The sequence below is a fragment of the Pseudomonas sp. FP453 genome, assembly GCF_030687495.1.
GTDB lineage: Bacteria > Pseudomonadota > Gammaproteobacteria > Pseudomonadales > Pseudomonadaceae > Aquipseudomonas.
The window spans coordinates 2385200-2397897 of record NZ_CP117435.1 but is presented as its reverse complement, the minus strand read 5'-3'; the positions used below and the strand labels follow the sequence as shown (position 1 = coordinate 2397897).

Sequence of the window (12698 nt, the reverse complement as noted above, 5' to 3'; positions counted from 1 at the left end):
ATGAAACTGGTCGGCATGTTGGACTCGCCTTACGTACGCCGCGTGGCTATCTCCCTGGACCTGTACGGGGTGCCGTTCGAGCATCAATCACTGTCGGTGTTCCGCACCTTCGACGAATTTTCGCAGATCAACCCGGTGGTCAAGGCCCCCACCCTGGTGCTGGACGACGGCACGGTGCTGATGGATTCCAGCCTGATCCTCGATTACCTGGAAGCCCTCGCCCCGGCCGATAAAAAGCTGCTGCCCCAGGCGCCCGCCGCACGCGCCCGCGACCTGCAAGTGCTGGGCCTGGCGCTGGCGGCCTGTGAGAAGAGTGTGCAGATCGTCTATGAACACAACCTGCGCCCGGCCGAGAAACTGCATGCGCCGTGGCTTGAGCGCATCAGCGGGCAACTGCTGGCGGCCTATGGGTTGCTGGACAAGCTCGTGGCCGGCGATGACACACTGAACCAGGCTAGCCTTACAGCTGCTGTGGCGTGGTCGTTCAGCCAGTACACGGTGGCGTCGGTGGTGAAGGCCGAGGCGTTTCCCAACCTGCAACGCCTGGCTGAGCGGCTGGAGCCGCATGCCGCTTTCAAGAAATACCCCATCGAATAAGCACCGCCCGCTCACCTGTCGGGTGAGTTTTTTTGTGGGAGCGGGCTTGCCCGCGATTACGGTGTGTCAGTTGATGCATCTGTTACTGACGCAGCGCTATCGCAGGCAAGCCAGCTCCCACATTTGACCTGTGCCACGCTTTAAGAATTTTTACACCCTGAGGCTGCCGCGTCAGACTAGCCCGCCGCCAGATACGCCCCCTGTGCCTCAAGCACGCGAATCCTGCGGTAATCCGCCGCGATCACTCCAGGATCGGCATGTACCAGATACACCGTACCCGGCTGACTGAACACATCCTGAGTCACACCTATCGGCTGCCCCTCTTCAACGTAGAACGCCGCATCGAAGAAGGATTCAAGCTTGAGTAACTCCCCCAGGAATAAGTCCTTTTTGAAGCGACCCTGCGCATGGCTGATCAAACAGACGTTATAGGTGTGTCGCAAGCGCCGATAATCGAATGGCCTTGCCAACCATTGCGCAAATACATCAGGTGCCGTGATGGATAAAACCACTGCCTCGATTTGCCCCAACCCTGTGGTTTCCCCGCAAACATCGGGGCGCAGAATGCCATCGGTGCGTGCAGCGATCTCCACCAGTTTGGGACCGTCTTCAGTGAGCATGACCTCTGCATGAGTAGGGCCGTTGCGGACCCCCAAGCTGCGCACCACTGCTCGGGTGTAGTCCACCAAGAGAAAATACTCTGCGCAGTCACAGCTGATCAGCTCATCGATGTCGTAGAGCACTCCGCCTGTTGCAGTGCGCTGCTTTTGGTATCGCACCACCTCAGTCACCAGTTGTTCGCCGTCGAGCGAAACCATATTGACCACATACTCCACTCCCGCCAGGTACTCCTGAATCAGTACCTGGGTATTGGCAATGTTCAACTTGTTGGTGGTACCCAGCAGTTTGCCAATGGCAACCTGACAAGCCTTCAGGTCGTCACAGATAAATACGCCGTCAGCCCCAGCGCTTTCGACCGGCTTGATCACGACCGGAAAGCGACCGTGATCATTGATCCAGCCCTTGGCCAACTGCCAACTATCTACCAAGAACTGCCGCGCAGCGGGTAGTTGCGCCTGGGTAATACATTGGATCATCTCGTACTTATTACGGCGGGCGGTGCTCTTGTCGATGGCATTGCGATACGGCAATTGGAAGTGATCGTTCAACTGATCCGCCAGCAGCACACCCGTTTCAGCGCCGGCAATAATGAACTGCGGCTTGAACCTTTCAACACTTGCCAGAGTGGCGCAGCTATCGGCATTCACCATCATCTGCTCGTAAATCGAGCGTTCAAAACCCTTGTAGTAGTAGCTGTCCAACCCCTCCGACGAAGCCACATGCATCAGCACACAACCTGCATCGTTCAAGCGCTGGGCTACAAACTTTCCAGACGAAAAACCATCGACTACCACCACCCTTGTCATGCTGCACCTCGCTTCATGGCGCATAGCGCTCGCCCTGCCAGTAAAACCACAATGACGCTGACCGCCGCGACACTGGCGATGGAGAACTCGATTCGAGCGTCGAGGTACTGCAATAACAAAACAAATACGGGAAGGGTCAGTAAGACCAGGGAGACATGAATCGGAGTGAGGTAGTAGATGGTTTTCTGGACCAGGTAGATCGGCAGCACATGCCCCACTACAACCAACATTATCATCGGCAACACCCACTCACGACCCAGTAAAAAACTCCCGCCAGTGGCCGGTATTGCAATGACGCACACACCTATCATCGCAATGTTTCTGACGGCCAGGATTTCGTCGATGGACCATCGCCGCTCAAACAGCTCTTTGGAGAACACCGTGTACATGACCGTACCCACTGCGCATACCAACACACTGGCAATCCCCAGCAAACGCTGTTCCACAGTGGTAGTGGCAATACCGCTGTCACCGGCAAAGGAATTGAACAGCATGATCGCCACCGAAATAAGCACCAGGCATGAGACCAGCGCATCGACGAACGCGACCTTGACACTGCGCTTGTTGACCAGCGCAATGATCAGCGTAAGCGCCGGGCCGCAAGCGACTGAAGCGACGCCGACTACGGCAGGCTCCAGGTAGCGCAGCGCATAAAACAGGCCGCCCCAGTTGAGTAGCACTGAAATATTGACCGTTGCGACCAACTGCCAATGTTCAATAATTTTTGAACATAAAATATTTGCGCTACGACGGAGGGTGCATGCAGCAAAAAAAATGGCTGAGGCGGTGAAACAATAAAACATCACTAGAAGCGTACTAATCGCCTGAGTCATAAAAGCAACGTACACGTCGAAGATTGCGCTAATCAAACAAAAGATCAAACCAATAATTACGCCTGTACGCACCATAGATTTACCCGCCCTCAAGCTCTGCCAAAAAACTCAAACACCCCCCTTCACTCACAACCATTAATACTTAAATAAGCTCTATCTTTATTACTATTATTTAAATAGAGGCTCGCCACTTCCAAAAGCGGCGCCTTACCAATATCTATCAACTCCATACTGGGCACCCCTATCTTTTCAGAGAACGAATTTAACGCTAGCAGATTATCTTCAGGATAAACAGCTAGCCGAACGGATAGGTCGCAGCAGACCGGAGTTCTTCCAAACTCTTGCATACACGCCTAAAACTTCTGAAAAACAAAAACAACTTAACGCGAACCCACTATATCCAGGATATTTCCTACCCTCTGCATGACTTATAGTCGCTATGACAGGACTTCAGACCCTGGCAGCCGCTGCTCATCAGCAATCCGCGAGCAGCATCCGGGCTTCAAGAAATACCCAATCGAATAAACACCACCATGGGCGCAGCTTTCTGTGGGAGCGGGCTTGCCCGCGATTGCGGTGTGTCAGTCATACATCAGTCGACTGGCACGCCCTCATCGCGGGCAAGCCCGCTCCCACAGGGGTTCTGTGTTGTCGGGAAGGTTAGCGTCTGGCTCAGACCCACCCACCATCCACAATAAAGTTCTGCGCCGAACACATCGCCGACGCATCCGAGGCCAGAAACAACGCCATATCGGCGATATGCTCCGGCAGCACGCTGCCCGGCAGGCATTGGCTGCGGGCGATCAGGGCCTTGGCGTCATCGTCGACCCACATCGCCAGCTGCTTCTCGGTCATCACCCAACCCGGCACCAGGGTGTTCACGCGGATCTGGCTCGGCCCCAGTTCCCGTGCCAGGGCGCGGGTCATGCCGTGGGCGGCGGCCTTGCTGGCGGCGTACACCGGGTAGCCGGCCGAGGCCATCATCCAGCCGACCGAGCCGAGGTTGATGATCGCCCCGCCGCCTGCGCTTTTCATCATCGGCACCACGGCTTTGGCGGCAAAGAAGGCGTGCTTGAGGTTGACGCTGATGAGCTTGTCGAAGGTGTCCGAGTCGATCTCTTCGAGGGTGTGGCGCACGTCATTGGCGGCGTTGTTCACCAGCACGGTGATCGGCCCCAGGGAGTGTTCGAAACGCGCGATGGCGGCCTTGTAGGCGATCTCGTCGGGTGATGTCGCAGTGCACAAACTCCACCGTGCGCCCCTGGGCACTCAACAGCGCCGCCAGGCGTTCGCCCTGGCTTTGCGCACGGTCCACAAAGCCGACCTTGGCGCCCTGTGCGGCGAAGGCGCGCACCATGAACTCGCCAATCCCCGATGCCCCTCCAGAGATCAGTACGGTCTTGCCTTCCAGGTCGGGGTAAACGGCGTGCTGGGTAGTCATAACGGCTTGCCTCACTTAATTAGTCTTATTTTATTTTGCATAAAAGGCGTTTAAGGCTATAAATCTGCTGTCGTATCGACAAAATATCGCACATTAGTAGAACTATTCCACTCAAAACAACAAAAAGGAAGTTCGATCATGAAGCACCCTCGTTACCTCCTCTCGGGCCTGGCGATGTCCATGCTGATCGCCAGCGGCGGCGCCCAGGCGGCAGGCCTCAGCAGCGAGCACAAGCCTTTCGGCAAAACCAATGACGGCACCGCCGTCGAGCAATATGTGCTGCGCAACAGCCATGGCATGCAAGCCACGGTGATTACCTACGGCGGCGTGTTGCAGTCGCTGCAGGTGCCGGACAAACACGGCAAGGTCGCAGACGTGGTGCTCGGCTTCAACGACGTGCAGGGTTACCAGGCTGGCACGGCGTTTTTCGGCGCGACCATCGGCCGCTTCGGCAATCGCCTGGCGGGCGGCGCCTTTGAGCTCGATGGCAAACGCTACCAGGTGCCCCTCAACGACGGCCCCAACGCCCTGCATGGCGGCGCCCAGGGTTTCGACAAGCACGTGTGGACCGCCACGCCCGTGAAGGCCAAGGACTCGGTGGGCGTGACCCTCACTTACCTGTCCAAGGACGGTGAGATGGGTTTCCCCGGCAACCTCAAGACCGAAGTCACCTACCGCCTCAACGACAACAACGAATTGCATATCGACTACAAGGCCACCACCGACAAACCCACGGTGCTCAACCTGACCAACCACAGCTACTTCAACCTCGCCGGCGCCGGCAATGGCGACATTCTCAAGCACGTCGCCACCCTGCACGCCAGCCATTACACGCCGGTGAATGCCACGTTGATTCCCACCGGTGAACTGGCGCCGGTGAAGGGCACGCCGATGGATTTCCTCACGCCCACGCCGATTGGCCAGCACATCAAGGAGGATCATCCGCAGCTCAAGTTTGCCGAGCCCAAGCAAGGTGGGTTTGACTTCAACTGGGCGCTGGACAGCAAAGGTGACGTGAAAAAGCTGGCTGCCGAGGTGCATGATCCCGAGTCGGGGCGGCGCTTGCAGCTGTTTACCACCGAGCCTGGGGTGCAGTTTTATACCAGCAACTTTCTGGATGGGACGGTGAAGGGCAAGGCTGGGAAGACGTATCAGCATTGGAGTGGGTTTACGTTGGAGACCCAGCATTTTCCGGATGCGCCGAATCAGCCGGCATTTGCGTCCACCCGCCTGAATCCTGGGCAGACCTACACCCAGAACACCATTTTCAGATTCACCGCGGACTAGAGCCCTGAGCTGGCTTCTGTGGGAGCTGGCTTGCCTGCGATGCAGGCACCTCGGTGAGTCAGGTCTACCGAGGTGATGCTATCGCAGGCAAGCCAGCTCCCACAGGGATCAGCGTTGTTTCATGCGGTCGATTACAACCGCCAGCAACAGGATCGAGCCACGGATCACGTACTGATAGAACGTGTCGATATTCTTCAGGTTCATCGCATTCTCGATAATCGCCAAAATCAACACCCCCGCGATCACATGCCGGATCATGCCAATCCCACCACTCAACGACACTCCGCCCAGCACGCACGCCGAGATCACCGTCAGTTCAAACCCCTGGCCAATCATCGGCTGGCCCGAGGTCATGCGTGACGCGAGGATCACCCCGGCCAGCGCGCCGATCAGGCCGTGTACGGCAAAGATCAGGATCTTGGTGCGGTCCACATTCACCCCCGCCAGCAACGCCGCTTCCGGGTTGCCGCCGATGGCCATGGTGTTGCGCCCGTAGGTGGTGTAGTTGAGCAGCCAGCCAAAAAACAGGAAGCACAGGATGGTGATCAGGATCGGCACCGGCACGCCCAGCAACTGGCCGTTGCCGAACACAAAGAACTGCTCCTGGGACACGCCCACCGCCTTGCCATTCGCAAAGATGTAGGCCAGGCCGCGCACGATCTGCATGGTCGCCAGCGTGGTGATCAACGCGTTGACCCGCAGCTTGGCAATCACGATGCCGTTGATCAGCCCAACAACCAGGCCCATCAACAGTGCCGCGCCAATGCCGAGCATGACGCTGTCGGTATCGCGCATCACGATGGCCGCGACCACCCCGGCGCAGGCAATCACCGAGCCCACCGACAAGTCGAAGTGCCCCGACGCCAGGCAGAACAGCATGGTGCACGCGGCAATGCCGACGGTGGAAATCGCCAGGCCCAGGCCGCGCATGTTCAGCGGCGAGAGGAAGTTGTCGATAAGCAAGGCGCACAGCAAAAAGATACTCACCGCCGCCAGCAGCATGGCCCAGTTGTCGAGCAGTGCGCGCAGGTCCAGGGGTTTGCGTGCCGTGGGCAACGCGTTGTGTTGAATGGTCATAGTCGTCTCTCAGTTCGCCACGCTGCGCGGCAAAGCCAGTTGCAGCAGGTTGGATTCAGTCGCGTGGGCGCGGGTTTGTTCGCCGCGTAGCGCGCCTTCGCACAGCACCAGGATGCGGTCGCTGATGCCCATCACTTCCATCAGGTCGCTGGACACCACGATCACTGCGATCCCCTGGGCCGCGAGGTTATGGATGATCTGGTAGATCTCGGCCTTGGCGCCGATATCGATGCCACGGGTCGGCTCGTTCAGCAGCAGGACTTTCATCGGCATCGACAGCCAGCGCCCGAGGATCGCCTTCTGCTGGTTGCCACCGGACAGGTACATGATTTTCTGCTGCGCGTTGGGCGTCTTGACCTTCATGGCCTTGATCTGGTGCTCGGCGTTGCCTTTTTCCCAGCCGTCGCGCAACAGCCAACCGAACGCGGAATGGGCGCCACGGGCACTGATATTGATGTTCTCGGCGACGCTGGACAGCGGGATGATGCCTTCCTTCTTGCGGTCTTCCGGGCACAGCAGCACGCCGGCGGCGATGGCGTCGCGCGGTGAGCGCAGGTGCAACGGCGCGCCGCACAGTTCCAGGCTTCCGGCACTGGCGCGCTCCAGGCCGCTGAGCAGGCGGAACAGTTCAGTACGCCCTGCCCCGACCAGTCCGAACAGGCCGAGGATTTCACCCTTGCGCACGTTGAAGCTGATCGGCTCACGCAGGCCGAGGCCTTGCAGACCGTCGACCTTGAGCGCCACGTCGCCATGCTCACGCGGGCGATAGTCGTAGATGTCCTGGATATCGCGGCCGACCATGCACGTCACCAACTGGTCATGGCTCAGCGTGTTCATGTCATCGAAGGTGCGCACAAAACGGCCGTCCTTGAACACCGTCACCGCGTTGCAGATGCGGAACACCTCTTCCATGCGGTGGGACACGTAGAGCACCACTTTGCCCTCGTCGCGCAGGCGCGTGATGATCGCCATCAAGCGGTCGATCTCCCGCGCCGACAGGCTGCTGGTGGGCTCGTCAAAAGCAATCACATGCGCGCCACGGGACAGCGCCTTGGCGATTTCCACCAGTTGCCGCTGGCCCAGGGACAACCGCCCCAACTTCTCCGCCGGGTCGATTTCATCCGCCAGGCCCTTGAGGCAAGCGAGGGCCTGCTTGCGCAGCAGCCCCCGATTGACCACGCCAAACCGCGACGGCAAATGCCCGAGGAACAGGTTCTCGGCCACGGTCATTTCCGGCACCAGGTGCAGCTCCTGGTGGATCACCGCCACGCCGCTGGCGATGCTGTCGGCGGCGCATTTGAAGGCCATCGTCTGCTCGCCAATCTGCACCGTGCCGCTGCTCGGAATGTAGGCGCCGCCAAGGATTTTCAACAGCGTCGACTTGCCCGCGCCGTTCTCGCCCATCAAGGCATGTACCTGCCCGGGCTGGGCGCTGAAGCTGATGCCGTCCAGCGCCTTGACCCCGGGAAAGGTCTTGCCGATGCCGTCAAAGCGCAGGGCCACAGCGGTCATTGCCACAACCCGATTTTGATCAGTTCTTCCTTGAAGTTGTCGCGGGTAATCAGCGTCACTTCATCCATCGCGGTGTACTTCGCCGGTTCCGTGCCTTTGGTGACCCACTCGTACATCATCAGTGCAGTGTTGTAGCCCTCGATATGCGGGCTTGGCAGCATCGAGCCGAAGAAACCGCTGTTGGGCTTTTTCAGTTCGCCGATGGCGTCGGTGCCATTGATGCCGATACCGATCACATTCGCCGCCTTGAAGCCGGCGCTTTCCGTGGCACGCACGCCGCCGAGCACAGTGTTGTCGTTCATGCCGCCGATAATCAGGTTTTTCGCGCCGCTGGGCAGCTTGACCAGGGCCGAGTTGGTGGCGTCCATGCTGCCCGGTACATCGAGGGTCTTGGCGGCGGTGAAGAGAATGTGGTCCTTGGGAATGCCCGCTTCTTCCAGGGATTTGACCGAGCCGTCGGTGCGTTTCTTGCCCGTGTCGAGTTCGTTGAAGGTGTTGATGACCGCGTAGGTGTCCTGCCAGTCCCAGCCGCGTTTTTTCGCTTCGGCGGCCATGGCCGCGCCTTGTTTCTGGCCGACTTCAAACGCCGCCATGCCCAGGTACGGCACGTCTTCCATGAAGTTGCCCTTGGCATCGACAAAACGGTCATCCACCGCGATCACTTTGAGACCGTTGGCCTTGGCCTTGGCGACAATGGCCGGGCCGAGGGACACGTCCGGTGGGCAGATCACAAAACCCTTGGCGCCATTGGCGGCCAGGCTGTCGATGGCCGACAGGGTCTTCTCGCCATCGGGCACGGCGATCTTGATCACCGTGAAACCGTGTTCCTTGCCGGCTTTTTCGGCGAAGGCCCATTCGGTCTGGAACCACGGTTCTTCGGCCTGTTTGACCAGGAAGCCGATCTTCACTTCTTCAGCGGCCAGCAACAGCCCGCTCAAGCTCATGGCCGAGACCGCCACAGCGGCGCAGCACAGGGAACGGATACCACGACGACGATTCATACGGTGACTCCTTGTTGTTGTTTTTAAGTCTTGGGGGGTTAACCGGCAAAGCGGTGACAGGGCTTGCCTGGCACGTCGAGTTCGATGGCCAGCACGGCACCGTCCAAGGGGTGATCCAAAGGGCTGGCGGCGCTGGTGATGTAAAGGGTGGTGAGGGTTGGCCCGCCGAAGACGCAACTGGTGGGCCGGCTGACCGGCAGCTCGATGACGCGATCCACCCCGCCATCCGGTGCGATGCGCAGCAGGCAACCGCCGTCCCAGCGGGCGTTCCAGATATAGCCCTCCACGTCCATCGCCGAGCCGTCCGGCCCGCCGCGTTCGTGGGGGCCGAACCAGGCATCGGCGGCGCCGAGTTGGCCGTCCGCCTGGATCGCAAACTGGTACAGCGTGCGGTCCAGGCTGTCGCCAAAATGCACAAGGCTGCCGTCGTCGTTCCACAACAAGGTGTTGGGAATGCCCAGGCCGCTGAGCAACGGCGTGACCCGCGCGTCGGCATCGATACGAAACAGGCCACCGGAACGCCGCGTCACCGGCAGGTCTTCGCCCTGCTCACCGATATTGTTCTGCATGGTGCCCAGCCACAGACGGCCCTGGGCATCGCAGCGTGCTTCATTGCCCCGGTTGCCCGGTTGCGGGTCGGCGACGCACAGCAAGGTCAGCGCTTCGCTGTCGAGGTCGAGGCGATACACGCCGCTGCTCAAGGTCACCAGCGCATCGCCGCGTTCACACGGGATAAACGCCGAGACATGCTCGGGCAACTGCCACACCCGCAACTGCCCGCCCATCAAGCGCAGTGCCTGTTTGCCGGCGATATTCACCCAGTACAGCGCCTGGGTCGGCACGTCCCAGAACGGGCCCTCCCCCAGTTGCGCACGGTGTTCGGTAACGGCGTGAAACGACATGGTGCCTCCTGGATTTTTTGTTGTTCTCAGGTCTGCGTTTTACAACGGATCGCGCGACGGCGTGCCATCCACCAGGCGCTGGATACGCAACGGGTTGGCGTTTTTCAACGCATCGGGCAGCAGTCTATCAGGGTAGTTCTGGAAGCACACCGGGCGCAGGAAACGGTCGATGGCCAGGGTGCCGACCGAGGTGCCACGGGCATCGGAGGTCGCAGGATACGGGCCGCCGTGCACCATCGCGTCGCAGACTTCGACGCCGGTGGGGTAGCCGTTGAGCAGGATGCGCCCGACTTTCTGCTCCAGCAGTGGCGTCAGTTCGGCGAACTGTTGCAGGTCATTCAGCTCGCCAATGATGGTCGCCGTGAGCTGGCCGTGCAGGCCGTGCAAGGCGGCGCTGAGCTGGGCCTGGTCGGCGACTTCGACAAACACCGTGGTGGGGCCGAAGACTTCTTCCTGCAGCACTTCATCGCCTTCGATCAGCAGGCGCACATCGGCCTTGAACAGCTGCGGCTGGGCTTGATGGCCCGCCTGTGGGTTGCCTGCCAGATGCTCGATGCCGGGGTGCGCGAGGAGTTTTTCCAGGCCCTTGCCGTAGCTGCCCAGGGTGCCGGCGTTGAGCATGGTCTGCGCCGGTTGGTCGCCGATCAATTGCGCCACCTGCTGGGTGAACGCGGTAAATGCAGGCGATGCGAGGCCGATCACCAAGCCCGGGTTGGTGCAGAACTGGCCGCAGCCTTGCACCACCGACGCGGTGAGGTCGCGGGCGATGGTGTCGGCGCGGGCCTGTAGCGCCTGGGGCAAGACGATTACCGGGTTGATGCTGGACATCTCGGCAAACACCGGGATCGGCTGCGGGCGCGCCGCCGCCATATCGCACAAGGCGCGACCGCCCTTGAGCGAGCCGGTAAAGCCCACCGCCTGGATCGCCGGGTGCTTGACCAGCGCCTCGCCGACGCCGCCGCCAAAGATCATGTTGAACACACCGGCCGGCATCCCGCTGGCTTCGGCGGCACGCAGGATTGCATCGGCCACGCATTCGGCCGTCGCCATATGCCCGCTGTGGGCCTTGAACACCACCGGGCAACCGGCGGCCAACGCAGCAGCGGTATCCCCGCCCGCCGTAGAGAACGCCAGGGGGAAATTGCTCGCCCCGAACACTGCCACCGGGCCGAGGCCGATGCGGTATTGACGCAGGTCCGGGCGCGGCAGTGGCTGGCGCTCCGGCAAGGCCTTGTCGATGCGCGCGCCGTAGAAGTCGCCGCGCCGCAGCACGCTGGCGAACAGGCGCATCTGGCCGCTGGTACGCCCGCGCTCGCCTTTGATACGGGCGGCGGGCAGCGCGGTTTCGCGGCAGACCAGCGCGACGAAATCATCGCCCAGGGCGTCCAGCTCATCGGCGATCGCATCGAGGAACTGCGCGCGGCGCGCCGCGCTCAGGGCGCGATAGGCTGGATAGGCCTGCGAAGCGGCCTTGGCGGCGGCGTCGACTTCCTGCGGCGTGGCCTGGTAGAAATCCAGGGGCAAGGCTTCGCCGGTGCTTGCATCGACACTCTTGAGGGTCACGCTGCCGTTGGCGCTGCGCTGGCCGCCGATGTAGTTGTGGCCGAGAAACTGGGACATGAAGGGGCTCCTTAAAGGGTGATGACGTGGCCGGGTGCGAATGCCGCGTCGCTGCTGCCGACACGGTTGACCAGCGGCGCGCCGAACTCTGCCTGGCTGATCTCGAACACATCCCCCGGCTGGGTACGTATACCGTCGGCGAATGACAGCGTGGCGGTGCCGAAGAAGTGGATATGCACATCGCCCGGCCTGAGGAACTGGCGGTACTTGAAGTGGTGGTATTCGAGGTTGTCCAGGCTGTGGCACATGTTGGCTTCGCCGCTGAGGAATTCGTTCTGCCAGATCACTTCGCCGTCGCGCAGGATGCGGCTGCTGCCTGCCAGATGCTGCGGCAATTCGCCGACACGCAACTCGGGGCCGTAGCTGCAACTGCGCAGCTTGGAATGGGCCAGGTACAGGTAGTTCTTGCGCTCCATGACGTGGTCAGAGAATTCGTTGCCCACCGCAAAGCCGACGCGATAGGGCTGGCTGTCCGGGCCGATCACGTACAAGCCGCCGATCTCTGGCTCTTCACCGGCGTCTTCGGCAAACGGCGGCACCGGGAACGCGGCGCCGGGGCGCACGACGATGCTGCCGTCACCCTTGTAGAACCACTCGGGTTGCACGCCGGCAACCCCGGCCGCTGGCTTGCCGCCCTCCACGCCCCATTTGAAGATGCGCATGGTGTCGGTCAGCGCGGTTTCGTCACCGGCCTGGTGCATCTTGTCGCGGGCCGAGGCGCTGCCGAGGTGGGTCAGGCCGGTGCCGCTGATGAGCATGTGGGCGGGGTCGGGATGGTCCAGCGGCGGCAGGATCTTCAAGTCGGCCAGCAGTGCCGCGTAGTCATGGCTGGCGCCCAGGCCCAGGCTGTCGACCTGTTGGGCCAGGCCGACACCGGCTTCGATGGCCGCCAGGGCCAATTCACGCACGCTGCGCGCAGCCTTAACCTCGCGCAGCGTGTTGCCGTCCACCACGCCAACCCGGCGCTCACCGTTGGGCAATTCAAACTGAACTAAACGCAT

Annotated in this window: 10 protein-coding genes and 1 pseudogene; 2 read left to right on the top strand and 9 right to left on the bottom strand. The window is 60.8% G+C overall.

Annotated elements, in window-relative coordinates; translation table 11 throughout:
* Window positions 1–597 (top strand): glutathione S-transferase family protein, encoded by a 597-nt coding sequence (locus PSH87_RS11000; RefSeq protein WP_305433595.1) that lies wholly within the window; start codon window positions 1–3, stop codon window positions 595–597.
* Between the two features lie 176 nt (window positions 598–773).
* Here PSH87_RS11000 and PSH87_RS10995 read toward each other — a convergent pair whose 3' ends face one another.
* From PSH87_RS10995 to PSH87_RS10985, 3 genes and pseudogenes are all read right to left on the bottom strand, one after another.
* Entirely contained in the window at window positions 774–2048 is a 1275-nt protein-coding gene (locus PSH87_RS10995) for an ATP-grasp domain-containing protein (RefSeq protein ID WP_305433593.1), read from the bottom strand.
* The gene (locus PSH87_RS10990; RefSeq protein WP_305433591.1) at window positions 2021–2932 is read right to left on the bottom strand and encodes a DMT family transporter; all 912 of its coding nucleotides are present in this window, start codon (window positions 2930–2932) and stop codon (window positions 2021–2023) included. Before PSH87_RS10990 ends, PSH87_RS10995 begins: the two co-directional genes overlap by 28 nt.
* A gap of 597 nt (window positions 2933–3529) precedes the next feature.
* Window positions 3530–4298, bottom strand: a pseudogene (locus PSH87_RS10985) (SDR family NAD(P)-dependent oxidoreductase).
* Window positions 4299–4436: 138 nt separating this feature from the next.
* Between PSH87_RS10985 and PSH87_RS10980 the strand changes: the two are divergent.
* Window positions 4437–5585, top strand: a complete 1149-nt coding sequence (locus PSH87_RS10980) for an aldose epimerase family protein (RefSeq protein ID WP_305433589.1) — start codon at window positions 4437–4439, stop codon at window positions 5583–5585.
* Between the two features lie 108 nt (window positions 5586–5693).
* Here PSH87_RS10980 and araH read toward each other — a convergent pair whose 3' ends face one another.
* From araH to araD1, 6 genes are read right to left on the bottom strand one after another with little or no spacing between them, the layout of a single operon-like run.
* Window positions 5694–6662, bottom strand: coding sequence for an L-arabinose ABC transporter permease AraH (araH, locus tag PSH87_RS10975; RefSeq protein WP_305433588.1), 969 nt, complete (start codon window positions 6660–6662; stop codon window positions 5694–5696).
* Between the two features lie 9 nt (window positions 6663–6671).
* Window positions 6672–8174, bottom strand: coding sequence for an L-arabinose ABC transporter ATP-binding protein AraG (araG, locus tag PSH87_RS10970; RefSeq protein WP_305433586.1), 1503 nt, complete (start codon window positions 8172–8174; stop codon window positions 6672–6674).
* Window positions 8171–9175, bottom strand: a complete 1005-nt coding sequence (locus tag PSH87_RS10965) for a substrate-binding domain-containing protein (RefSeq protein ID WP_305433584.1) — start codon at window positions 9173–9175, stop codon at window positions 8171–8173. Before PSH87_RS10965 ends, araG begins: the two co-directional genes overlap by 4 nt.
* Window positions 9176–9213: 38 nt before the next feature.
* Complete coding sequence (locus tag PSH87_RS10960) at window positions 9214–10077, bottom strand: SMP-30/gluconolactonase/LRE family protein (RefSeq protein ID WP_305433583.1); 864 nt, start codon at window positions 10075–10077, stop codon at window positions 9214–9216.
* Window positions 10078–10116: 39 nt separating this feature from the next.
* The gene (locus PSH87_RS10955) at window positions 10117–11697 is read right to left on the bottom strand and encodes an aldehyde dehydrogenase (NADP(+)) (RefSeq protein WP_305433581.1); all 1581 of its coding nucleotides are present in this window, start codon (window positions 11695–11697) and stop codon (window positions 10117–10119) included.
* 11 nt (window positions 11698–11708) lie between these two features.
* Window positions 11709–12698 (bottom strand): AraD1 family protein, encoded by a 990-nt coding sequence (araD1, locus tag PSH87_RS10950; RefSeq protein ID WP_305433580.1) that lies wholly within the window; start codon window positions 12696–12698, stop codon window positions 11709–11711.